The organism is Nostoc commune NIES-4072 (genome assembly GCF_003113895.1).
Taxonomy (GTDB): domain Bacteria; phylum Cyanobacteriota; class Cyanobacteriia; order Cyanobacteriales; family Nostocaceae; genus Nostoc; species Nostoc commune.
This window is the reverse complement of sequence record NZ_BDUD01000001.1, coordinates 1,634,369-1,658,241: the sequence shown is the minus strand read 5'-3', so window position 1 is coordinate 1,658,241 and position 23,873 is coordinate 1,634,369. Positions and strand designations below refer to the sequence as shown.

Genomic DNA, 23,873 nt, shown 5'->3' with positions numbered 1-23,873 from the left:
CTATGAATGAAAACTGCCAGTATTTGACCTACGATAAGCTTATCAGCATTCAAGTTACAGGTTTACAGATTACGAAAAAACTGAACCTAGAAAACTTTAGAAAACTAATATTTTACTCTGGTAAATTAATCGCTGGATTACGGCTAAAGAATCCTCTAGGTACTAGCTTAAAGCCAACTTGGTGAACAGGCATCACAGGCCAATCTTCCGATCGCGGAACATGAGTTACGCCCATTGTGTACCACAGCACGATATCTTCACCCGTCAAAGATTCATCGTCTGCAATATATTTAGGTAAACCCTGTCCTGGTTGAGTCTGGTTTGGATAATCGCCGCCAGCATAGAGTTCAGCAGGTTTATATTTTGTTATCCAGACATGGTGAGTCGCAAATTCTGCCTTTTGACGGATGTTTGAGCCTTCCACAGGGAAAAATATGGAGTTTCCACCAGGCATCAGCATATATCCAGGTGCAGCCCCTAGCGTATTTTTCTTATCTGCACTAACAATCATCCATTCCCGACTGCTTTTCATATCCAAATCGCGGACAGCAGCCGTTTCTTTTGTGAGTGGGGTTTCTGTAACTGCGATCGCATTTCCTAGAGGATTTTTCTCATCCATCGGTAAAGCTTTCACATTCATTTCCATCACAGAATTAGCCTGTCCATCGACATCGAAATCTAGGCGGTAGTTGAAAAAGTGCTGATGATTTACTCCGAAGATATTCTTAGCGATTAGCCGACCATAAGAGTCATCCTCAGATTGCTTTTGGGCAGCCGTTCCCTGCGCCAGCACGATACCTGTTAGTTCATTTTGGACTTCCAAAGTCCCATCCTGGTGAAAGATCCAATTAAGGCTGTAATCATAATTATCAACAGCCGCAGTCATCGATATCACTAATTCTCGACTGCGACGGACATCATTATGCTGAGTATTGTAATCATAATGTTTCCATAGTATTCCGCGATCGCGTTCATAGATACCGATAACTCCTGGTATTTTATAAGGTTCTCCCTGCTCATTAGCAAATACAGCATCCAGCAAAAGACCGTTTTCAGGAATTTCTTTACCTAACTGCATCGTATTTGCTAGTAAACCAAAGTTGTATTCTCCAACATCAAATGCATTCCTAAACGACCAAGTAGGATTTGGATCGCCGTAAGGAACTACCATTTCCGATAGGCTAGCGCGGTATAAAACTGGTCGAATATTTTCCCCATCGTCGTGTGTCACTTGGTATAGTACCAATCCACTACGGGGATGCATTAAATACCTAAACTTCCAACCTTGCCAGCTAATTTCATTATTATTAATTTGGAAACTTGCACCATTTGGTTGCAGAATCTTTAATGCTTTAGGTGCTGAAAGTAATTTGCCTAAAGATTTTACATCATAGTTCCAGTTTTCTTTAGAGAAAGGTACGTTTCCCTTGTCAAGGAAACTGGCGATTTTACCCGTGTTTAAATTGACTGTTGCTAAGACTCCTTCAATGGGACTACCGTAATAGTTCCAGCCTTTGCCTTTGTAGTAAGATAAAGCTCGACACAGACGATTACCTGTTACTTCTTCCTGTTTACTTAAGATTCCTGGTGCCCAACAACTAATTGTGACTTGATCAAAATCAGTAATTCCCCGCCTTCGTATCGCTTTTTGCCATCGGGAATCGGCTTTAACTACCTGAGTTGCCAGTTCATATTCTGAAACCACGATCGCAGGTTGAACAGAGGATATTTCTTTCCAAGAACTTAAGGTTTTGCTTGTTAGATCGACAATTCCTTCATAAGTTTTGTTTTGCGATCGCTCATAGATCACCAAAAAAGCTTTTCGCCCAAAAGCTTTACCAGGTGTAAATTTCAGAACTTCTTCTTTATCTGGTTCTTGTAAAGCGATCAGTGGAAAAGCTGCCATTTCGCTCAAAGTTTTTTCTCTTTTGACGACCGAAACGGCTGTACTAATTTCTGCCTCTGTTAGCGAAGTGAGAGGATGGGAAATCAAAGGCTGTTGAGCCGTCAATCTTCCCATTAATCCGAGTGATATAGAAATGGCGACAATGATGGCAATAACTAGCCACAAAAAACGCTTTAGCCGCTTAATCATCTTTTACATTTTTAAAAAAGACTTATAGTTATCTATTTCCAAGCCTAAGCATGAAAACCGATAAATTAAGAGGCTAAAGCCAAATTAATTTGTTAATAGTTAGGCAGTAGGGAGAAATAAACAATGCCCAATGCCCAATTTACGCAGAAACCAAACGACGTAAAGATTCAGCACGGCGTTTAGCAATAGGATTATTTGGATCAAACTTTAGTGCTTCCTCGTAACTTTGTAACGCCTGAGTAGTTAACTTTTTTTTCTCATAAGCATGAGCGAGATTATTCAACCCTGTTACATAGTCTGGTTTAGCTTTTAGAGCTTCTTTATACTGACGAATTGCTAGGTCATATTGCTCTTGGGTAAAATAAATATAACCCAGCCCGTTGTAAATAGGGGCAATATTTTCTTCTCCCTCTTCTTGGGCAGCTTTGATAGCTTTTTGAAACAGCAGTATTGCTTGGGAATACAGTTTTTTTTCGGAATAAATACTGCCTAACTCATAATATTCTTGAGTCGTACCTTTTTCTTTCTCTAATTTCTTTCGCAACTTCGCAAAAGAGCTTTCAATCTTGCGAGTTTTGAAAATCTGGCGAAAAATACTCACGGCTGCAAGTGTGAGTATAGTCACAAAAATTGAGAGATAAATTATGGCTAGACTGTTATCCATTGCTGCAAATACAAATATTATAAAGTTGGTTTTGTATCTATTATCAGCTTATTGTTATTTGCCCTTTGTCCTTTGTTATTCACTAATGACCAATGACTAATGACAAAATTACGGTAAACCCCAATATTGAATACGTTGCTGGAGCCAACCTTCTGCTAAGTAACGAGCGATCGCTTGATTCACATTCCGTCTTAATTCATCGTACTGCAATCCCTTGGGCATGACTACAGATAAGGGTTCAGTTGATAGCTTAATTGGCAGTAGCCGATATTGAGGATATTGTTGCACCCAACCGCTCAGAACGCTAGCATCTGCGGCAAAGGCAAAGGCTGCATTAGTTTCTATTTTATCTCGCGCTTCTTGATATGAATTTACTCCTACCAAATCGGCGTTTGACACAAAGTAACGCACCTTAGCAATGGTGCTGGAATTGTTGAGTACAGCAATTTTTTGTTTTGCAAAATCGCTCAATTTCTGTACAGAGGGATCTTTTGTAACTAATACAGTGCTATCCAAATAGTAGGGAACACTGAAACTAACTATGCGGCTGCGAGATTCAGTTGCTGTCACCCTAGCGATCGCAAAATCAACTTTATTGTCTAATACTACAGACAAGCGATCGCGATTCGCTACGGGTTTCAATTTCACAGCCTCGGTACCTACCAAGTCAAGTGCCAATCGCTGTGCCAAGTCAATTTCTAAGCCTTGCAAATTACCGTTAGCATCTCTAAATCCCAACGGACGCAAGTTATCTTTAACGGCAACAGTTAGATAGCCTCGCTGCTGAATTTCTGGCATTTTGGCAGCAGACGCAGTTAATCCCGTCCCCACTATGGAAAAGCAAGATATCCAAAAAATAGTGGCGGATAATACCAGATGTAACCGAGTAATTACTTGCCATCTGTTACATCTGTTATACATCCTTTGCCACCTTTATCCTTTAGCTTTATTTGCGAGTTCAGCAACTTTACCAAAGCTAGCTGGATCGAGGACTGCCAATTGTGCCAACATCTTGCGATTTAGTTGGATATCAGCTTTTTTCAAGTTACCGATCAACTGGCTGTAACTCAAGCCGTGTTGCCTTGAAGCAGCGTTGATGCGGGTGATCCAGAGGCGGCGAAAATCGCGCTTTTTCTTTTTGCGATCGCGGTAGGCACTCCGTAGCGCCTTCATCACTTGTTGGTTGGCAGTTCTAAACAGAGTTGAGTGAGAACCGCGAAAACCTTTAGCTAGTTTGAGAATTTTATTGCGGCGCTTCCGAGCTACATTACCGCGTTTTACCCGAGTCATAACTTATTTCCTAAAATACTTACAAATATGGGAGCATCAAGCGCACGTTAAGTTCATCGCGTTCATGTACAAGCGCACTCTGACGCATACTACGCTTTTTGTCAGAAGATTTGTGCTCTAAAAGGTGGCTTTTGAAAGCTTTACGACGGACGATTTTGCCGGTGCCGGTGGCACGGAATCGCTTCGCTGCGGCTTTACGAGTCTTTAGTTTAGGCATTGTTTAGCTTTAATTCGACACGATCCATTATTATACTAATAAAATTGCTGGAATGGAAATTAAATAAAGGATTGAACCAACTACTAAAGAATATCGTTATTTAAGAAAACTGTCTCTAAATCCCGATAACCACTGACAATACGTACAACTTCCACACCGCCATCAATAGGACGATAAAATATCAAATAATCTTCTACAGGGAAACTCCGTAAACCGCTTATAAAGTTATCGCAACTTTGCCCCATGTTAGGGAAATTAGCCAGCAATTTACACTGCTGTTTAAATTTTTCATTGAATCTTCGAGCCGCAGCAGGATTAAAGCGGATAATATAGCGATTAATTTCCTTGAGGTCTTGCTTGGCTGGAATTGTTAAAACATACCGACTCATTATTTAGCGGCCTCTGCTTGTTGCATTTGAGCTTCAGCACGTCGGATATCTTCTTCAATTTCTGCAAACACCTCTTCGCCATCGATTACTTCACCACGCTCTGAGGCTTCTATTCCTTCTTGGATTTTAGCTTTCAATTCTGCTAGACGCTGATCTCGAATGCGATCGCGTTCTTCTAGCAATCTCAATGCTTCACCCATCACTTCAGTAACTGAGTTGTATTTCCCACTACTAACCTTATCCTTAACCAACTGCTCTAGTTCTGGGGTCAAAGATATATTCACAACTATTACCTCATTCCATTTACCCTATATCCTAACCGACAGGGGTTAGAGCAAGATTCAAATAATTCGTAATTGATAATCTAGCCTCTGGCAAGTATTACGAATGACAAATGACCAATGACCAATGACAAATTATTTAATTCGCTGCTATTTGGGCTTCTTGATAAACTATTTCTTGAAACTGGATCATATCTTTTTGCGGATCGGCGTGGCTGACTTTCACCAATATTTGTTCGCCCAAGTTAACAGAACGTTTGAAAACCATTGGTAACTGCAAGCCCAAATCTTCTAACAAAATTAGGGCCAAGTTGCTGTCTTCTCGCAGCCACATTAATACTGTTACCTCCCAGGTTTCCTCTGGATGACGGCGTAAATACTCTAGAGCATAATATCTATTAGTTTGCCGTTCCACCATCGTCACTTCTTGAGTGATGCTGGTGACAGTCATCATTACTTCTTTAAGTTGATCTGCGGTAAATGGTAAAACTTCACCCCGCAAATGGGCTTTCAATTGGAAGTGGGTAAGCAAATCACTGTAACGACGGATGGGAGAGGTTGCTTGAGTGTAGGTATCCAAACCCAAACCAGCATGGCGCAGAGGCGTAATGCTCATTTCGCTCTTGGGCATACAACGACGCATAGCGCAAGCGCGAACGAATCCGGCGGGAAGTAGCAGCAATTCCTCTTCTGGGGGTAATTCCGGTTGGGGCTGACCGCGAAAGGGCAAAGGTATGTTATGAGCTTTACCATAACGTGCCGCAACTTCACCGGCAACAATCATCATTTCTGCCACTACTTGCCGCGACGGAGAATCGTCCAAGATGTCAATATTGATCTCATCATCTTTGACTTTGATCATCGCTTCCGGCATGGTGATGCTAATTGCCCCTTGAGCGTAACGCCAAGCTTTGCGCTTCTGTGCCCATGTAGCGATCGCTGCAATTTCTGGTTCTGCCTGTACCCGTAATTGCAACATTTCATCTACATCTTCGTAGGTGAGGCGATAAGTCGGCTTAATCAAGCTCGTATGAATGCTGTAATCTTCTACTTTGCCACTTGTATCTAAAATAATCCCGAAACTGAGGGCACAACAAACCCGTCCCTGGATCAGACTCATCGGCCCAGTCGCCAATACCTCTGGGAACATGGGAATCATCCCCGTAGGTAAATAGACTGTACTACCCCGCTTTCTCGCTTCCAAATCTAATTCATCTTCTGGTACTAACCATCGAGTCGGATCGGCGATATGCACCCACAGGCGTTCCCGGCCATCAGGAAGTATTTCCCAACTCAGACCATCGTCGATCTCTGTGGTAGTTTCGTCATCAATGGTGTAGACCTTCAGGTGAGTCAGATCAAGGCGGTTTGTATCTGAGTCAATCGGCGGGAAATCCAAACGCTGTTGCGCCACTTCTAATACCTTATTAGGAAATTGAATCGGAATTGAAGAACGACGCAGGAACAGGTTTTCATAAGGACTCCAGCAACCCAAATCCACTAACAGCTGAAAGGCTCCTTGAGGTGTTGTGGGCCGTCCCAGCATGGTCATAGTTTCTAATACTGGAGCGCTTGGCGGATAAGCACGAGCCAAGGAATCATAATTGACTCCTGTCCGCACGGTGTCAGCAAGCAGTGCTGCGTATTTTTCGAGTCCTTCTAAGCGCTGGCGATCGTGACGGCCCCACTCTACTGCTTCACCTTTGAGCGCCTGCTCTACACGAGTTAAAAATTCCTGCTGTCCCTTAGCTTTTAGCGCCTCTACTTCCATCTGGTGCTTGCGTTCTGCCACTTGAGCAGCAGTTCGCGGCTCGTAAGCATCTCCTTTTTGCTTGAAATAAAGTTTGTCGTCTGATAACAAGCAATGGGCGGCGTAACAAGGAGGCGCGTCTGATGCTGAAAATAGCAAATTTGCCATTTGGTCGGGAGTGACTGTTTCCCCATCCTCAACCAGTAGTTCCCAAGCTACTTCTAAGCTAGATGGATCTAAATAAGGCTTGATCTGCTCCAAAAAGCTAGCAATCTCAGAAGGCTTGTAAGTCTGCCCGGTAACTGTATAAGTTATTTGTCTAGGCGCGAGGCTGTGGGATTGACCACGTTCGTCTACCACAAACCAGCGGGTTTTACCGTCTGGACGTTCTACGATGCCCAGACGGCGATCGCCTTGAACCCTAAATTCAACTAGCGTCCCCTTCTCCACAACTCTCGCACTTTAATTTGGTGAACAGTTTAAATAGTTTTAAGTTAGGAGTTAGGAGTTAGGAGTTTTGATTCTTAACTCATCACTCATAACTCATCACTCTTTTTAGCCTTCCGCATTGATAAATGGCAACAAAGCCACAATCCGCGAACGTTTAATTGCTAATGTCAACTCTCGCTGTTGCTGAGATGTAAGCCCAGTAATCCGACGTGGCAATATCTTACCCCGCTCGGTGACAAACTTACGCAGTAAATCAACATCTTTATAATCGATTGGTTCTCCTGGCTTGATCGGAGAAAGGCGACGACGGAAATAACTCATCTCTACTTAATTTCCTTGTGAACGGTATGTTTGTTGCAGTGGGTGCAGAACTTTTTCAGTTCTAGCCTGTTAGTGGTGTTGCGGCGATTCTTGGTGCTGGTATAACGTGAAACACCAGCAGAACGCTTGTCTGAATTTGTCCGACACTCGGTACACTCTAGTGTCACAATAATGCGGGCACCTTTACTCTTAGCCATAATCTTACAAACAGTGAAGCCTGAAGAGAATTAACACAAATGACTATCTTCTCACATTCCGCCGCATATTATCAACTAATCTTTTAATTTTTATGTCAAGCGAGTAGCCACGACGCGACGAAACTATGAAAGTTTCACAATAGCGATCGTGTAAAGCCTGCCGCATCTGGGTATCAGAAAAGGCAGTTCCACAATCAATTGCTAGGGGAAGTACTAGCAGTATAGCAGTGGGATTGGCTCTAATATTGCTGAGGGCAATTGATACTAAAAGGGCACCCAAGCCAACGATCGCCTCTCGCTTCACCAGTGAGAGCAAATCTGGAACTCTGCCCACTACTTCCCCATCTTCGACTTCCAATACCTTTAAATCGAACGCCCAACGCCCTAAACTTTGCCCTTGATTGTTGTATACCACCAGCACTCGCAAAATCAGCCAAAATATCACAAAAACTAGGATTTGCAGAAATTGAATCCCGATATCGCTGCCCCCCAGTAGGGAACTGACTAACCAGACACCAAGGAAATCAAGCCCCAATGCCATACCTCGTCGCCCAATTTCAGCCTTGGGATAGTGTTTTTGGGGAAGTCGTTCGATAGTCATACAACACAGGTATTTTTATTTAGAGATTGGGAAATAATTACTTCTGTTTTTAATATTAAGGTGATGACTTGAGTTTGGCGTTTAGGCTAGTTTTGGATGAAGAGAGCTTTTTTGGTAAAGTTTCGTAAATTATTAAAGATTTGTATCTAAAGAGCCTCAAAAGCTTATTTGAACAGTGGGTCAATCCTAACAACTGAGGATTTTTAGAGGGTGTAGAGGATTGCTCTTGGTGTCATATTGGTTTACATCTAGATCAATAGACAGGTGAACCGAAAGGTTCTACAATCTGACTGATTGCGGTAAATTTACCTATTGCCCAATCCACATAAGCATAGTAAAGATTTTCTAGTGATTACGTTTGATTGCGAAAGCACTAAATTAATATAAGAAAGTCTTTAAGTAAGGGGCAGCAAAAAAATGGATGTAAAGCTGATTCTAGCTGGATTAACAGTTATCTTTACGCTTTCGTGCTTGTTTTTTGGCACGAAAAATGGATTCTATGATTCAGATAACTATCATGGCAATGGCTCTGCACATTGAGATAAGTCTGTAAACGCTTTGGCGACTTCCTGTAAGGTGAGTTGGTTAAGAGCGTTCAGAACTTGCAAAGGGAAAATAAACAAAAGGCATCTTTGAGCTAGTAATTTGATGGCTTCTGGTTAGTCCACCTTTCTGAATCAGTGCGGGTTCAGTAGAGGCGTCCTCCCCAATCAAAAATCTGTATTCTCAGGGTGTAGGGGCGCACAATAAAACTTACCCCTAAGTCACAAAACCAAAATTTGTGTAATTTTTGGCTTTTGGGATATGTCCATGATGATGAGGTTTGAGGGGAGGAGAGCATGAGGGATAATCTGTCGGCATCCTCTCGCGTAGATGCTGCGTTCGGGGGTACTGAATTAGAATGTTTCCCCTATAGTGTCCAGCATTACGATGAGGGCGTGTGTTTATTAGTGAAGATGGGCCCACACCGCATCCTATTGGATTGTGGTTTGGAGGATATTTCATCGCTGGCGAAGGGGCTTACTAAGTCGGTACGTGGAACTGGTTCGCCCCCACCAGCAGACTTCGTTTTGATTAGTCACGCCCACCCAGATCACGCCAGAGGCTTACTGGCACTTCATAAAGCTTTTCCAAAGTTACCTATTTATGGTAGCGAAGTAACCAGCAAGTTACTGCCGTTGAATTGGCTAGACCAAGATCCTGAGAAAATTTCCGAATTTTGTCATGCCTTGCCGTTGCGATCGCCTGTGGAATTCCAAGATGGTTTGGTGGCAGAATTATTTCCCTCCGGGCATCTACCAGGGGCAGTGGCAATTCTCCTTACCTACACCACTAAGCAGCGTACTTATAAGTTACTGTACACAGGAGATTTTTTCCTGTCAAACTCCCGGTTGGTAGAAGGTTTGCGTTTAGAGGAACTGCGAGGATTAGATTTGGATGTGCTAATTATTGAAGGCAGTTATGGCACATCCCGTCATCCTCACCGCCGCAACCAAGAAAATCAATTAGCAGAACGAATTAATCGGGCGATCGCTGACCATTGTTCTGTGATCCTTCCCACCCCGGCTTTAGGATTGGGTCAAGAATTATTAATGCTCTTACGCTCTCATCACCACTTCACCGGGCGAGATATAGATATCTGGGTAGATGGTGCTGTTGCTACTGGTTGTGATGCTTATCTAGAACTGTTACCCCATCTTCCCCCATCTGTACAGAACTTCGCCCGCCATCAACCCTTATTTTGGGATGAACGGGTGCGTCCCCGCGTGCGTCGTTTACAAGCAGAACATCGTCCCACTGTGGGTAAGTCACCTTGTATTGTTCTCACCGATTCTACAGATGATTTGGGTAAGCACTGCCAACTAGACACTGGCCCTTGGCTAATCCTGCTACCAGAAAAAATTGATATAAAAGTTAATAAAGAATATTTAGCACCTACCACTGTTGAAACTTATCTCTTGGCTCAACATAGTGATGGGCCTGGTACTACGCAGCTAATTCATAATTTGCGACCCCAGCACGTCATTTTTGTTCACGGTTCACCTGCCTACTTGGCAGACCTGACTAGCTTAGAGGAGTTGCAAAACCGCTACCATGTCCATTCGCCGGCGGCTGACATTTTAGTAGAATTGCCTATCGGCGATACATTTTTACAACCTGCAGCACCAGAAACTAATTACGAAGGTGAACTGACAGAGTTGGGAACAGTAATCACAATCACCCTAACTGATGTGATTACTACCGATCCTCGTTGGCGGCAATTTGCTGATACTGGTTTGATCGAAGCTCGTTGGCAAGGCGAAGAACTAGTATTGAGGGGATTGTCTCAAAGAGAATTGCTCAACCAAAATAGCGATCGCTATACATGGACAGATGTAGACTGTTGTGGTACTTGCCGACACCAAAGGGGGCAGCGATGTTGGAATCCAGCTTCCCCGTTGTATAACTTTAAGGTAACTCTAGAAGGTTACTGTCCTGCTTTTGAAGGTTTGAATGATAGCCAATAGTCATTAATCCGGTGTCTTTTGTCATTTTTAATTAATGACGAATGACTAATGACTAATGACTAATGACTGATTATTCTGGATTAGAGTCAGTGTAACGGTTGTGGATGCGTTCGGCTTCGGGACAATCTTCAGTCATCAAAGGCTCCACATTACCGCGTGGTACTGAAGCTAGTTTTTGCGTTACAGCACCAATGCTCTCGAGGCGAACCATTTCTTCCCAAGAACAAACTTCGTCTTCTTCTTCTGTTTCATAGCGTAGGGTCACTAAATCTCCCTCTATGTCGATGATGCGGGCGCGTTCAATCCAGCGTTGCTGGTCCCGCAAGAAAACACATACCTCGCGCCCATCGCAACAGAGTTGATAAATCTTGCGGTGTAGCATGTACTGTTTCTGCCTTTTTAAACAACGTAGTTAAACCTGTCAAAATCTGGGTTCTACCCAATTACATTACACCTTTAAGAGCTTAATTTCACTGTTCAGAACAAGTACGCTTCATCACCTAATCCCAAAACTTGCATGTAGTTGTCAAATATTGGGAAATTTTGGGTCAGAAATCAATGCTTGCAGCAATGAACTTAATCTCCCTCCGGCTCATTCTACTCAATGTCTGCTTCATCGAAGCCAAACAATTCGGAACCTGTCCTAACCAGGCTCATATTTGCTGGTGAGTTCTTGTTACTATTATGTAATAAAGAATACTCAAAACCAATCGTTGATTGCGGTTGTTTAACTTGCCTACTTTTAATCATTGGCATTGCTGGGAAGTCCGGGGACTTGGTTTTACTTTTACCCATGTGTATATGATCTTAACTCATTCTCTTGCTGACCTTGATGGTTTTCAACAACAACACCTAAATAGTTTTGATTTTTAAAGGTTTTTGCCTGATGATAGCTAATTAAAAAGCAACGGAGTAGAGGTGAGAAGCTTCAGGGGCAAAGGAAATGGGGGATAAGAGGGAAACATAGGAAAATCACCCTCCGCTTATTTTGGACTATCAGCAAGATTTATATGGTAGCGAAAATTCCATAAGCACGTTTGATGAGGAGGCTTCTCGTTTAATTTTACCTGCCCGAACTGCATCGTATAGGGCTGCGAGGGCTGACAAATCCTCTTCCTTCCAGCATTTAGTGACAAGCACTTGATGGAGTAATCCCTCAGATTCAACACTAAGATATCCAGTTTGGAAAGCAGATTCAACGAGTGTGCGAATCATCTTGGTTAGGACAGAGTAAACAAATTGTTATGTCAAGTGTGGAACATTTACCTTTGATATTAATTGATATGGAACATGAATATGATGTGATTATCATTACACCTAGTTAGTGATTTAGATCACATCAATGGGTTACAATATAAGATTTAAGTGCATTTATCTATTTATATACGCAGATAATGGTTACAAAAAACTTTAGCGTCGGTACTGAGATGGCGTACAATTTGATCAGATTATAAAGATAAGGAAATTTTAGTGAAACATAAGCAATCAAGCAAAAAACTGGCGGAAATCTTCATCCTTTTGGCTTAATTGCACCCAGTCTAAGTTTAAAGACTGGAATTTTTGCACCAAGCGATCGCAAGCTGGACGTTCGGTAGCGTAATGTCCGGCATCGATTAAAATGAGATTGCGATCGCGGCTTTCTTGAAACTGATGAAACTTACAGTCAGAAGTCAGATAAACTTGAGTACCAGTTTTGGCGACAGCTGAAATATAACTAGCCCCCGAACCACCTAAAACAGCAACTCGTGAAATTGTTTGCTGTAAATCAGCACTTGGAGAAAAAATCAAATTAGGGGGAGCAAGTCGGCTTTGAATGGCTGCGAGTAATTCCTGTAATGTTAGAAATGGCTCTAGCAAACCAACACGACCATATCCTAATCCTCCTTGTGTCGGTACTATGGGAGTAACTTCTTTGAGTTCTAAAATTTGAGCTAAAACGTCAGCAGTACCATCCTGCACTTGATCAAAATTCGTATGGGCAGTGTAAATACCAATATTGTGGGTAAAGGACAACCGTACCATTTCTGCGATCGCTTCACCAGTGCGTAAAGATTTGGGAGGAGTAAAAATCAACGGATGATGGGCAAATATCAGATTAGCATTGAGAGCGATCGCTTCTTGCATTACTGCCAAAGTCGGTGTCAAACATACTAAAACCCGTGCTTTTTCCTGCAATACTCCTGGTTCAATCTGCCAGCCGCAATTATCCCAGCTTTCACACCAAGCGGGATTTGCCCATGCTTCAAACCAAGTAATTAAGTCAGCAATTTTCATAACTATAGGAATCCGATTTGATTTCTGAAAAGATACGTAGTAGCCCAATACAGTTCAGTTAAGCATTTCTCTCTTCTCTCAGTGCCCTCTGCGCCTCTGTGGTTCGTTAAAAAAATTGACTTTGACAAAGAGTTTTAGTCTTAACTGAACCGTATTGCGTAGTAGCCTGTCAAGGCTAAAATAATGCAATAGATTTCCTTTAATATCTCTGTGTTCTCTGCGCCTCTGCGGTTAGTTAATGCACAAAATTAGTCTAGACACGCCAGTAGGGTGTGTTAGCGACAGCGTAACGCACCAAACCCTTGATAATGGTGCGTTACGAACTCCGTTCTAACACACCCTACAATATCTAAATCTAAATTTTGTTCAAAAATAAAATAGTAGTCCTATATATTTATTCAGCAATTTTTAATTTTAATTGCTAATTAGTGTTTCTGTGGTTGAATATTTAATTTTAATGCTAATTGCTGGCGCATTTCTTGGAAAGGTTTGTTCCAGACAGGGCTAGCATTCCAGTTCCACACTGCTACTGGAATCAGTTCTTCTTGGGCAAGACAAGTTAATAGACGATATTCATCTTCTGGTTCACGAGAAAAGGTGAAGGGATTACGGTAGCCTGTGTCACATAGTTTATAAGATGTAACCTGACCGTGATTAATCCGTTGTAAAAGTTCTTTACCTTTGACAAGCAAATAATCCAAAAAAACTGGACTAAAAGGCTCTATATGTGCGCGTTTTTGTGGCTCTTTTTGTACCCACCTTGCCCACTCAAACCCATACATAAAATCGTGAACATAACGAAAGCGGATTTCTGTTTTACTCCCGAACATCTCCGTCAGCAAAACCATCTTTTTGCCGAAAAGGTTTAAAAAAGGAACAGCACCCTCATTTGCTATAAGAGCCTGCTTTAGCATGCTACTTACCATAAAATCAAAATCCCAGAATATGTTTTCTGGAAAGTTTTGCAACTGAGTACGGACTATGGATTCAAGAGTTTGCTGAAGGTTTATGACGAGTTCAATTTCGGTATTTTCTTCAGCAATTAAATTTCCTAATTCTGTGAAACTGGTAATTAATGTTTTTTTGGGATTAAGTGATAATAGATTAATAGACTGTTGGGCAAGGATTTCATCAATAAATTGGAAAGTATGAGTTGTTGTCAGTTCTTCCTTCATAGTCATTGAAATAGCCCATACAGCTTATACTAAATATTAGTTTATATGGAAACAAGTAGATTTTTAAATAATCACAAATAAACTTTACTTTTTAATTTACAAATTGACACGAATTATTTAGCGTATATCTGATTAATTTTCATGACAAAGCGAACGCGGCGAAATTTGTTAAATGCATATCACCGCGAGTTTATGAGATTATAGCCAAAAGGTAAGCTGGATAACTAGAGTATTTAAACTCTATCTTAAATAAAACTTAAGAATCACCTATGCAGAAATATGAATAACCAATTCTCTTAAATGACTGCGTTGGCGATGTTCCCAAATATAAATTCCTTGCCAAGTTCCCAGTACTAAATGACCACGATTAATAGGGATATGTTCAGAAGTATGGGTGAGTGCGGTACGAATGTGTGCCGGCATATCATCGGGGCCTTCTGCATCGTGAATGTATTTTCCCGATTCTGGCACGAGTTTTGCCATAAAGTTAGCTAAATCCACAAGGACATCGGGATCAGCGTTTTCTTGGATAACTAAACTGGCTGAAGTGTGGCGTAAAAATAGAGTACAAAGACCAGTTTCAACTCCCGATTCTGCAACTGCGGCTTCAATTTTTGCAGTGATATTGTAAAAAGATTTACCAGTGGTAGAAATTTTTAGTAGCTTTTGGTAGTGAGTCATTTAAAACACTGTTATTGATGTTAGTAAGAGCTAATTAGCGGTTGAATCTGCTGGATGTTGCCATTGTTCTACTATTAATTTATGTTGTTTTAAAGAACTTTATTCGACTCGAAATAATTAATTACAGCATAAGCGATCGCTTCATTTCCATCTTTAGCAATTGGTTCAGATTGCTTTGGTAATTGGGGTAACTCACGCAGAAAATCCCAAGTCCCTTGAAAAAACTCAGATGGGGTGATGATTTGATGCTGGTTATAATTTGTAATGCCTTCTATTAAAAAAGTTGCTTCGGCAAAGTCCTCGCGGGGTATGGTAACAATAGGTACTCCTAATAGGGTGGCTTCAGCAAAAGTACTGTAACCAGGTTTAGAAATGACTCGCCCACAAATAGACATAAAATCCACAGGGCGGTATTTGCGGTCATCAATTTTCACTAAATTAGGTAAATCAGGAGCAGATTGATCAAAGACGATAAATTGCCAATCTGGGAATCGCCGCAGGTTCTCATAGGGAATTTGTTGTAAACCCAAGCCGCCAAAGGTTAACAAAATAGTTTTTTCTACTGGTGTAGTTATTCTCCAAAGAGAACGTAATTTCTCAGCAGAGTGACGGGGGGAACCGCCTGTTAAACCGACATCTGTGATATTGTTAAAAGCTGGCATCGGTTCGTGGAAGGGTAGACGAAACAGGCGATCGCACTTTGAGTACCAATCACTAATCCAATCTGCAACTACGCTAAATTCGCCTCCCCAATCTCGGTAGATAAAGTCCCAGCCAAAGTTACTCATCATCCAGCAGGGAATATTTGCACCTTTGGCAAACCCAGGAGCGAGGAAGGGAATATCTGCCAAAATGAGATTAACGCGATTTTGGCGGATAAAATTCACTTCTGAAGCAATGAGGGAATTTTGATGCTTTTTAATATCCAGCAACTTTTCTAAAGTCGCTACTTTATCCATTGTCAAACTATCGGTTTGCACCACACCCAAATCAAATGCACGGGGACGATAGATAAAATCGCCTTCTATGTAGCACTCTAGCAACCAGCGCGGGGCAGTAGTTACCAGAATTAGCAGAACTTCTGGACATAATTTTTGAATTGTCGCAGCTACAGAAGCAATGCGGGTAGCATGACCAAAGCCGTGGTTAGTTATGGCTAAGTATAAGATTGGACGTTCCATTTTTATGTTTGTCATTTGTCATTTGTCATTTGTCATTAGGAATTATGACTTTAACTCCTAATGAATAATGACTAACTATTTTTGCAAAAGCTTTGAATTGCTTCAACCAATTGGTCGATTTCCGATTCTAAAGTCAGGTAATGGAGAGTGACGCGTATACAGCTAGGATCGGCAATTGTCCGAGTTAATATTCTTTGTGAGTCTAAAAATTGCACCAACTTGAGATGAGGCTGGGGCTGATTATTTAGCAGTTGAAACGAGACGATACCGCTTTCAGGCGGAGAAGTTCGTAAACATTTAACATCGGGTAATTCTACTAAGCGCCGCCAAAGATACTCACTGTTTTGACAAATTTGCTCGTAACGTTCCTGTGATGTTCCCCATTGCTGATGAATTGCGATCGCCTCTCGTAACCCAACATACAACGGATAAGCTAGTGTAGACACTTCATATCGTCGCCCATCTGGAAGCCAATCCACAGGCTGAGATTGACTATCCACAACAATGCCATTCAAACCAATAAAGGTAGGTTTCAAGCTTTCTCGTGCTTCTGGTCGGACATACAAGCCACCAGCACCCGCAGGGCCACATAACCATTTATGACCAGTGAAAGCATAAAAATCTACACCCAATTCTGTCAAGTTTAAAGGCAACAAACCAGCAGATTGGGCAGCATCTATCAGTAAAAAAGAATGATTATTTCTACATACTTCGGCAATTTTATCAAGAGGTAAAACTTGACCAGTATTCCAGAAAACATGACTTAATATTACAAGACGGGTATTAGGGCGCAAGTGCTGGGCAATGACTTTTACAGGATCGCCTTCATTTAAAGTTGCCTTGAGAGGACAGGTAGTAACTTCCACCGCAAATCTTCGCGCAATTTCCTGTGTTGTGGCAATTACGCCTGGATGTTCGCAGTCTGAAAGTAGTATATGGTCGCCAGCACGCCACTCGATGCCCCATATAGCGATATTACAGCCAACAGTGACATTCTGCGTCAGAGTAATTGTTTCGCTTGGTGCATGTAACTCTGAAGCGATCGCAACTCTAGCAGCTTGAGTCTGGGGGGCTATCCAGCGATATGCTTCATTACCAAAGGGGCCTATTTGCTGAACATAAGCTTGAGTTTGAGCGATCGTATCCATTGCCCTTTGGGGCATCGGGCCTTGTCCCCCATAATTGAAATAAGTCTTATTCCCTAAAGCCGGAAATTGCTCTCGATGGCTATGCAACCTGGTCTGTGTAGCAGAAGTACTGGTCATACCAATTTTAGATTTTAGATTGTAGATTTTGGATTAGTCAAAAGTCATTGATCGTTAGTTATTTTTTACTCATCCCCCTCATCCCCCTCATCTCCTCCATTCTCCCACTCCATCATTAATTGTCTGAGTGACTCCCAGACTGTACTAATTCTTGTTAACTTAAAAGAATGCTAATTAATGCTGAACTCCTACTGCAATACCAACGCTGTAAACGTCGGACTTTTCTAGATATCCACGGTGACAAAAGTCAGCGTGATGCTCCCAATGAGTTGCTGCGGAAACTACAACAGGACAAAATTGCTCATCAGCTGAGTGCTTTGGCAAAGGTGACTTATCACCAACCAGATTATTCTTCTTATGGAAACTGGGAAGCAGCAGAGGCAGCTACTCTAGAATTGATGCAGCGTGGAGTTGAGTACATCTATAAGGGAGTATTGTTAGCAAATTATTCTGAAGGATACACTCTGCTAAGTCGTCCAGATTTACTCGTCAAACGGCCAGGAAAATCTTGCTTTGGAGATTGGATGTATGTTCCGGCTAGTATTGAACTGGGTAAGCGTCCTAAGCAAGAATATCAAGTTGTTGCTGCATTTCACGCCCAGGTATTGGCAACAATACAGGACTTAGCACCAGAAACAGCTTGGCTGATATTGCGTACCAAAGAGAGAAATTATCCTGTGGATTTGCTCAAATGGACACCACGGATGCAGCAGATTCTGGAGGAGTTGATTCAAGTTTTAGAGTTACCAAATTCGCCAGAGGTGTTTATTTCTCGGCAAAAGTGCAATCTTTGCCATTGGTATAGTCAATGTTATGCGATCGCTCAATCTGAAAAACATCTCTCATTATTACCAGGTGTAACACCTCTTCGCTACACTCAACTCCAAGACGTAGCCATTACCACGCTAGAATCTCTTGCTAACACTAGTCCCAGCGCCTTAGAAAACTTGCTTGGTTTTGACAAGGAAGTAGCGCCCAAACTCATAGTGCAAGCTCAATCTTCACTGGAAAAACGACCATTAATATTACCTTATCCATTACCAATAAAAGATATTACATTTACAGCACCTATAGAGCTTTACTTTGATATTGAGGCACAGCCAGACTTAGATTTAAATTATCTTTTAGGGGTTTTAGTCGTTGATAGACTTGCCAATACAGAACAGTTTTATTCGTTTTTAGCAGACAAACCAGAAGACGAAGAATTAGTTTGGCAGCAATTTTTGGATTTGGTTTGGCAATATCCCGAAGCGCCAATTTACCATTTTTGTGTCTACGAGTTTGATACAGTTAAACGGTTGGCAAGGCTTTACAACACTCCTTCCTCCTTAGTGCGTCCTGTACTGAATCGATTTGTGGATGTATATGAACAATTAACGCAAAGTGTAGCATTACCTGTAGAAAGTTATGCCCTGAAAGCGATCGCTCGTTGGTTAGGATTCGAGTGGCGGGAAAAAGAAGCTAGTGGCGCTAAATGTATTTACTGGTATGATCAGTGGCTAGAAACAGGCGATCGCACCTTACTAGAAATTATCCAAAGCTACAACGAAGATGACTGTCGCGCTACTCTCAGAGTGAAAAACTGGCTGGTAAACTTTTTTCAGGATGAATATGGTTTGCGTCTAGCTTAAGTAATTTTAAAGCTTTTAAGTTGCTTATAATACATGTTATTTTTAGCGGTGTACAAATGTGAACCCCGCTTCTTTTAGCGTGATATCTTATTTATAATTTTTCCACTTTAACAAAAAATATATGCAGCTAATTAAAAATATTTTCAAATTTCCAAGAATTATTTACTTCTTTATTCCAATTATAATTATCGTCCTTTTATTAAGTTTTTTACCTATAAATGCTGTTGAGATAAGTAGCATAGAGTTTATCGGAGAAGCTAATTTAGCAAAAAGTTTAACCTTACAAAAAACTGAAATTGGAGGTTTATCTGGAATTACATATAATGCCAAAAACAACCTTTATTATGCTATTTCTGATGACCGTGGACAAAAAGCTAATGCCCGTTTCTACACCCTGAAAATCGACTTAAGCAAGGGTTTTTTACAAAATGGTAAAGTTATTCCTGTCAGCGTTACCACATTATTAAATGAAAATGGTCAAACATTTCGCTCTGGTGAAACTGATACAGAAGGTATTGCCTTAACTAATAAAGCAACTGTATTTATTTCTTCTGAAGGTGATGCTGCAAAATTAATTAATCCTTTTATTAAAGAGTTCTCATTATCTTCTGGTAGAGAAATTGCCACACTTCCCATACCAAACAAATTTTTGCCTAATAAAAGTGGTAACCAAGGTATCCGCAACAATTTGGCTTTTGAAAGCCTTACCATAACACCTGATAAAAAGCATTTATTCACAGCTACGGAAAACGCTCTAATTCAAGATGGTATCGCAGCAAAAGCTAACATCGGTACTCCTTGTCGGATTTTGCAATACAACTTGCTCAACAACCAGCCAGAAAAAGAATTTCTTTACCAAACAGAATCAGTTTCTCCCTTTTTGAATGTGACTGGCAAATTCGCTAGTGGATTACCTGATTTACTTGCTCTAGATAATCAAGGACACTTCCTAAGTTTAGAGCGGTCTTTTACTGGTTTAGGATTTGCTATTTCCCTGTTTCAGGTTTCTTTAGAAGGCTCTGATGATATTCATCAAATAAATAGTCTTTTAGCAGTTGACTCTAAGAATATTAAACCAGTTCAGAAAAAACTTCTGTTAGATTTGAGAACCCTAGATGTACTGCTAGACAACATTGAAGGCTTAACTCTTGGCCCTAAGTTACCTGATGGTCAGCAATCATTAATTCTCATCAGTGATAACAATTTTAACTTCCTGCAACGCACCCAGATACTAGCCTTTAAAATTAAAATTGAAACACCACTAATCAGATTATTACGCCGTTTACTCCCGAATCTCAACCCTTAGCCATACAGAGGCATCAGAGTTTTAATACCATTTACTTTTTCCTGTGTATTCACGGAATCTACTAGCCAGCTTTATCTAGCTTATTTGTAGTTTCCGTGTAATTTCTCAACCGTATTGCTTAATAGATATGTTACACAATATCTAGGAGATTTTTCCGAGAAATTAATCAGGATTATAGGATCTGATTATTTTTCTACAAATTATGATATTTTCTAAATTTAAATTTAATAATTAGCTAAAACATATTAAAGTACTTTGCCAACAATATTTTTCATAAATGATTTTTATGTCACCAAACAAAATTGAGAATATGGTAGGGCAAAAAGTAGAATTAGACAATTATATTGGACAATTTTTAAATAATCGCTATTTAATCAGAGATTTGATTGGCAAAGGTGGCATGGGTAGAGTTTATTTAGCAGAAGATACTGCTAAAGGTGGAATGCCGATCGCAGTCAAAATTTTATCACTGAGTTTGGCGAACCAGCACATGTCCCAACGCTTTGCTAGAGAGATTTTTATCGGCGCTCAATTGGGACGCAAAAGTAAACATATTGTTCGCATATTAAGCTATGGCATTACTGAAGATAAAACTCCGTTTTATGTAATGGAATTCCTGCAAGGAAAAAATCTTAAACAAATTCTTAAAATTCAGCCTTTAACAATATCTAAATTTTTAGAGATTTGTAATCAAATTTGTTTAGGCTTACAATGTGCCCACCAAGGTATTAGCCTCAAAGGAGAGATTTATCCTATTGTTCATAGAGATATTAAACCAGAAAATATCTTCATTACTGAAGATAGTAAACAAGGAGAAATTATTAAAATACTAGATTTTGGTATTGCCAAGTTTTTAACAGAGCGAAGTGGAATGACTCTAACAGATTCTTTTATTGGCAGTTTACCTTACTGTTCTCCCGAACACATGGAAGGGCGAAAATTACTAGATGTTCGCTCTGATATTTACAGTTTGGGAGTACTAATGTTTGAAATGCTGACAGGAAAGCATCCATTTCAGATTCAGACAAAAAGTAACTCCTTTGGTACTTGGTATCAAGCGCATCGCTTTCAAATGCCACCTACTCTTGAGGAAGTGAATCCGCAAGTCAAAATCCCGCAGGTGTTAGAAAAAATAGTGATGAGTTGTTTAGCTAAAGATGTAAGCGATCGCCCTCAAAATGTCAACCAAATATTAGAAAATTTAGAAAGAGTTAACGTTCAGATTAATGATGGTATTACTAGCAACAGTAGTGATATTATTAAACTTTCATTTCCGGTTCAATTAGTACCTTCAACTTTATTATCAGAAAAAGAGTGTTTGCAGAAGAATTGGCCTAAAAATAAACCAGTTGCGCCAATAGGATTTCCCCATTTACTACAAACAACTGAAAGAGCTATACCAACTTTTTGGGCAATGTTACCCAAACAAGAAATTACAAAATTTTTGGATAAAATACATGGTACTGAATTTATTAGTAAAATAAATGTTTACCCGATGCTATTGTGGGTAACCGTACTATATGATACCCAACCTTCTATGACTAAGTGGCTACCTTATTTTCTGGATTTGAAAGATAATAAAGGTCAGAATATAGCACGTACTTTAGCGGAAGTAGGTTACTATCATCTACTATTTTTTGCCATAGAAGATCCAACTCGTTGCTCTCATGTAACAACTTTAAGCCTTACTGGTAACCAGCGTCAACAACTTATAGATTGTTTAGACATGAGTCAACATTCAAATGAATTAATTATGTCTAATCAAGCCAAAAATCTTCTAAAAGCAGATTATGAAAAGCTGAAATTAAACATTTTACAAAAGTTAACCGCAGATCAAAAATCTGAGACAGAAGGCTTAAAAAGCTGGATGGATAAATTTTTGGAGATGTTTTTAAAGCTTTTATCACGTCATTGAAAGTCTGCTATCAAAATATAAAGACTTGCTCCCATTACCTAATGATATTTTTATGCGTGTATTGCTAACTTTAAATAGACTCAGCAACAGAGATGAATAAAGTGAATAAGAGCTTATTTACATCTCCAAGTAGTACGGGCTTGCTTGCCAATCGTTATCAAATCAAGCAATTAATTGGTAGCGGTGGCATGGGTGAAGTTTTTTTAGCAAATGATATTTTGTTAGGAGGCACACCAGTTGCTATCAAGTTTTTGACTCAAACTGTTGTAGATAACAAAATGCAACAAGACTTTGCTCGTGAAGCTTTAATGAGTGCAGCTTTGAGTCAAAATAGTTTACATATAGTCCGGGCGTATGATTATGGTGTAAATGAGAAAGGAAAACCATATTACGTCATGGAATATTTATGTGGTAAGAGTTTAAAGGATTTAATTCCGCTTCCACTGCCTATGTTTTTGACTCTCTCCCGCCAAATTTGTTTGGGCTTACAGTGCGCCCATCAAGGCATTAACATTGATGGCAAAATTTGTCCATTAGTTCATAGAGATATCAAGCCTGCCAATATATTAGTTATTCCCGATCCTATATTGGGACAGTTAGTTAAAATTCTCGATTTTGGTATTGCCAGATTTTTAAATTATGCATCATCAACAGCTAGTACAAGCAGAGGATTTAATGGCACTTTACCCTACTGTTCACCAGAACACCTAGATGGAGAAAAATTAGATAGTCGCTCTGATATTTATAGCCTGGGTGTGATGATGTTTGAAATGCTCACAGGCAAAAAACCTTGGCAACCAGAAACTGATTACTTTGGTGCTTGGTATAAAGCACATCACTTTGAGCAACCAAAAGCGATCGCAGATGTTCAACCTACTCTGAAAATACCAGAAAAACTAAATAATTTAATCATGTCTTGTCTTGCAAAAAAATCTTGCGATCGCCCTCAAAATATCGCTCAAATTTTGCAAGTCTTAAACAGTTTAGAAGAGTCTAATTGTCCCAGTATACCTACAATACCCTCTAGTTCCATCCTTAGCCGTCCTTTAGATTCAGGTTTACCAATCACAGTAGAACAAAGCTGTCATAAACTTTTGTGGCCTCAAAATAAACCAATTCAAGAAATTGTTTTTCCCCAGCTTATAGACACCGCACAGGGATCTATGACAGCCCTATGGTTGATGTTGCCTAAAAAAGAAATCAAAAACTATGCCCTTTCTACCCGTTACAATCACTTTATCTTTATGACATCCCCTCACCCAATGCTGTTGTGGGTGACTGTACTATACAATCGGCAATTGGCTCCTAAGTGGCTACCTTGCTACTTAGATATGCAAAATCCCCAAAATCTTAGGTTGGTAAGTTTGCTGGCTGAAAATGAACACTATCCTTTGATTTTCTTTACTCTGGAAGCACCACATTCTTGCACTAACGTTCTCAGCAGTCGAATCGAGCCAACTCAGCGACAAATGTTGAAGAACTGGGCGCAACAAATTCACAGTCTACCACCAGCTTCTCAACCCCAGTTGAGTAAACAGCTATTAAAGCAGCAGTATAAACAAATGCAATCTCGCATATTGCAGCATCTGGAATCACAGCCACAGGTTGTATTATCAGGCTCTATTTGAGGAAAAATCCGCACCTTGGAAAGACGGGACAAAAAGGATTCCTAATTTCTAACTC

26 protein-coding genes are annotated in these 23,873 nt (G+C 40.5%); 7 read left to right on the top strand and 19 right to left on the bottom strand.

Going from position 1 to position 23,873, the window contains the following annotated elements:
- Nucleotides 1–112: 112 nt before the first annotated feature.
- The 11 genes from CDC33_RS07435 to CDC33_RS07385 form a co-directional block, all read right to left on the bottom strand.
- A complete protein-coding gene (locus CDC33_RS07435) occupies nt 113–2,095 on the bottom strand; it encodes a primary-amine oxidase (RefSeq protein ID WP_109007943.1) in 1,983 nt (660 codons plus the stop codon).
- A 139-nt stretch (nt 2,096–2,234) separates the two neighbouring features.
- Nucleotides 2,235–2,759 carry a tetratricopeptide repeat protein gene (locus CDC33_RS07430; protein WP_109007942.1) on the bottom strand — a complete coding sequence of 175 codons (525 nt, stop codon included), beginning with the start codon at nt 2,757–2,759 and terminating at the stop codon, nt 2,235–2,237.
- A 108-nt stretch (nt 2,760–2,867) separates the two neighbouring features.
- Complete coding sequence (locus CDC33_RS07425) at nt 2,868–3,680, bottom strand: transporter substrate-binding domain-containing protein (protein ID WP_109007941.1); 813 nt, start codon at nt 3,678–3,680, stop codon at nt 2,868–2,870.
- A 12-nt stretch (nt 3,681–3,692) separates the two neighbouring features.
- Complete coding sequence (gene rplT, locus CDC33_RS07420) at nt 3,693–4,049, bottom strand: 50S ribosomal protein L20 (RefSeq protein ID WP_109007940.1); 357 nt, start codon at nt 4,047–4,049, stop codon at nt 3,693–3,695.
- Between the two features lie 19 nt (nt 4,050–4,068).
- Nucleotides 4,069–4,266 carry a 50S ribosomal protein L35 gene (gene rpmI, locus CDC33_RS07415; RefSeq protein ID WP_109007939.1) on the bottom strand — a complete coding sequence of 66 codons (198 nt, stop codon included), beginning with the start codon at nt 4,264–4,266 and terminating at the stop codon, nt 4,069–4,071.
- Between the two features lie 83 nt (nt 4,267–4,349).
- Complete coding sequence (locus CDC33_RS07410; protein ID WP_109007938.1) at nt 4,350–4,655, bottom strand: type II toxin-antitoxin system RelE/ParE family toxin; 306 nt, start codon at nt 4,653–4,655, stop codon at nt 4,350–4,352.
- Complete coding sequence (locus tag CDC33_RS07405) at nt 4,655–4,939, bottom strand: type II toxin-antitoxin system ParD family antitoxin (protein ID WP_109007937.1); 285 nt, start codon at nt 4,937–4,939, stop codon at nt 4,655–4,657. Before CDC33_RS07405 ends, CDC33_RS07410 begins: the two co-directional genes overlap by 1 nt.
- Before the next feature lie 136 nt (nt 4,940–5,075).
- Nucleotides 5,076–7,136: a ribonuclease catalytic domain-containing protein gene (locus CDC33_RS07400; RefSeq protein ID WP_109007936.1), complete on the bottom strand. Its 2,061-nt coding sequence runs from the start codon at nt 7,134–7,136 to the stop codon at nt 5,076–5,078.
- 105 nt (nt 7,137–7,241) lie between these two features.
- Nucleotides 7,242–7,457, bottom strand: a complete 216-nt coding sequence (gene rpsR, locus CDC33_RS07395) for a 30S ribosomal protein S18 (protein WP_012411240.1) — start codon at nt 7,455–7,457, stop codon at nt 7,242–7,244.
- Between the two features lie 2 nt (nt 7,458–7,459).
- Nucleotides 7,460–7,654: a 50S ribosomal protein L33 gene (gene rpmG, locus CDC33_RS07390; protein ID WP_094333178.1), complete on the bottom strand. Its 195-nt coding sequence runs from the start codon at nt 7,652–7,654 to the stop codon at nt 7,460–7,462.
- 43 nt (nt 7,655–7,697) lie between these two features.
- Nucleotides 7,698–8,255 carry an RDD family protein gene (locus tag CDC33_RS07385; RefSeq protein ID WP_109007935.1) on the bottom strand — a complete coding sequence of 186 codons (558 nt, stop codon included), beginning with the start codon at nt 8,253–8,255 and terminating at the stop codon, nt 7,698–7,700.
- A 417-nt stretch (nt 8,256–8,672) separates the two neighbouring features.
- Between CDC33_RS07385 and CDC33_RS42085 the strand changes: the two genes are divergently transcribed.
- Nucleotides 8,673–8,795, top strand: coding sequence for a DUF8629 family protein (locus CDC33_RS42085; protein ID WP_041565249.1), 123 nt, complete (start codon nt 8,673–8,675; stop codon nt 8,793–8,795).
- A 299-nt stretch (nt 8,796–9,094) separates the two neighbouring features.
- Nucleotides 9,095–10,762, top strand: a complete 1,668-nt coding sequence (locus tag CDC33_RS07380; RefSeq protein ID WP_109007934.1) for an MBL fold metallo-hydrolase — start codon at nt 9,095–9,097, stop codon at nt 10,760–10,762.
- Between the two features lie 70 nt (nt 10,763–10,832).
- Here CDC33_RS07380 and CDC33_RS07375 read toward each other — a convergent pair whose 3' ends face one another.
- The 3 genes from CDC33_RS07375 to CDC33_RS40235 all read right to left on the bottom strand — a co-directional run bounded on the left by CDC33_RS07375 (nt 10,833) and on the right by CDC33_RS40235 (nt 11,977).
- Nucleotides 10,833–11,144 (bottom strand): DUF6679 family protein, encoded by a 312-nt coding sequence (locus CDC33_RS07375; RefSeq protein WP_012408115.1) that lies wholly within the window; start codon nt 11,142–11,144, stop codon nt 10,833–10,835.
- A 215-nt stretch (nt 11,145–11,359) separates the two neighbouring features.
- Complete coding sequence (locus CDC33_RS38420) at nt 11,360–11,512, bottom strand: hypothetical protein (RefSeq protein ID WP_219930115.1); 153 nt, start codon at nt 11,510–11,512, stop codon at nt 11,360–11,362.
- 246 nt (nt 11,513–11,758) lie between these two features.
- Nucleotides 11,759–11,977 carry a hypothetical protein gene (locus tag CDC33_RS40235; RefSeq protein ID WP_109007932.1) on the bottom strand — a complete coding sequence of 73 codons (219 nt, stop codon included), beginning with the start codon at nt 11,975–11,977 and terminating at the stop codon, nt 11,759–11,761.
- Between CDC33_RS40235 and CDC33_RS41145 the strand changes: the two genes are divergently transcribed.
- The gene (locus tag CDC33_RS41145; protein ID WP_280524463.1) at nt 11,965–12,087 is read left to right on the top strand and encodes a hypothetical protein; all 123 of its coding nucleotides are present in this window, start codon (nt 11,965–11,967) and stop codon (nt 12,085–12,087) included. The genes CDC33_RS40235 and CDC33_RS41145 overlap by 13 nt on opposite strands.
- Before the next feature lie 160 nt (nt 12,088–12,247).
- Here the strand turns inward: CDC33_RS41145 and CDC33_RS07360 are convergent, their stop codons facing one another.
- The 5 genes from CDC33_RS07360 to CDC33_RS07340 form a co-directional block, all read right to left on the bottom strand.
- Complete coding sequence (locus CDC33_RS07360) at nt 12,248–13,036, bottom strand: Nif3-like dinuclear metal center hexameric protein (protein ID WP_109007931.1); 789 nt, start codon at nt 13,034–13,036, stop codon at nt 12,248–12,250.
- A 425-nt stretch (nt 13,037–13,461) separates the two neighbouring features.
- Nucleotides 13,462–14,211 (bottom strand): hypothetical protein, encoded by a 750-nt coding sequence (locus tag CDC33_RS07355; protein ID WP_109012485.1) that lies wholly within the window; start codon nt 14,209–14,211, stop codon nt 13,462–13,464.
- A 267-nt stretch (nt 14,212–14,478) separates the two neighbouring features.
- Complete coding sequence (locus CDC33_RS07350; RefSeq protein WP_109007930.1) at nt 14,479–14,892, bottom strand: secondary thiamine-phosphate synthase enzyme YjbQ; 414 nt, start codon at nt 14,890–14,892, stop codon at nt 14,479–14,481.
- Nucleotides 14,893–14,981: 89 nt separating this feature from the next.
- On the bottom strand, nt 14,982–16,073 hold the full coding sequence (locus CDC33_RS07345; protein ID WP_109007929.1) for a glycosyltransferase family protein: 1,092 nt from the start codon (nt 16,071–16,073) through the stop codon (nt 14,982–14,984).
- Between the two features lie 71 nt (nt 16,074–16,144).
- Complete coding sequence (locus tag CDC33_RS07340; protein WP_109007928.1) at nt 16,145–17,338, bottom strand: aminotransferase class V-fold PLP-dependent enzyme; 1,194 nt, start codon at nt 17,336–17,338, stop codon at nt 16,145–16,147.
- Nucleotides 17,339–17,505: 167 nt separating this feature from the next.
- On the opposite strand from CDC33_RS07340, the gene CDC33_RS07335 reads away from it, so the two are divergent.
- The 4 genes from CDC33_RS07335 (at nt 17,506) to CDC33_RS07320 (ending at nt 23,818) form a co-directional block, all read left to right on the top strand.
- Entirely contained in the window at nt 17,506–18,969 is a 1,464-nt protein-coding gene (locus CDC33_RS07335) for a TM0106 family RecB-like putative nuclease (RefSeq protein WP_109007927.1), read from the top strand.
- Between the two features lie 121 nt (nt 18,970–19,090).
- On the top strand, nt 19,091–20,275 hold the full coding sequence (locus CDC33_RS07330) for an esterase-like activity of phytase family protein (protein ID WP_109007926.1): 1,185 nt from the start codon (nt 19,091–19,093) through the stop codon (nt 20,273–20,275).
- A gap of 286 nt (nt 20,276–20,561) precedes the next feature.
- Nucleotides 20,562–22,190 carry a serine/threonine protein kinase gene (locus CDC33_RS07325; protein ID WP_244919162.1) on the top strand — a complete coding sequence of 543 codons (1,629 nt, stop codon included), beginning with the start codon at nt 20,562–20,564 and terminating at the stop codon, nt 22,188–22,190.
- A 101-nt stretch (nt 22,191–22,291) separates the two neighbouring features.
- Nucleotides 22,292–23,818 (top strand): serine/threonine protein kinase, encoded by a 1,527-nt coding sequence (locus tag CDC33_RS07320; RefSeq protein WP_109012484.1) that lies wholly within the window; start codon nt 22,292–22,294, stop codon nt 23,816–23,818.
- The last annotated feature ends 55 nt before the right edge of the window (nt 23,819–23,873 follow it).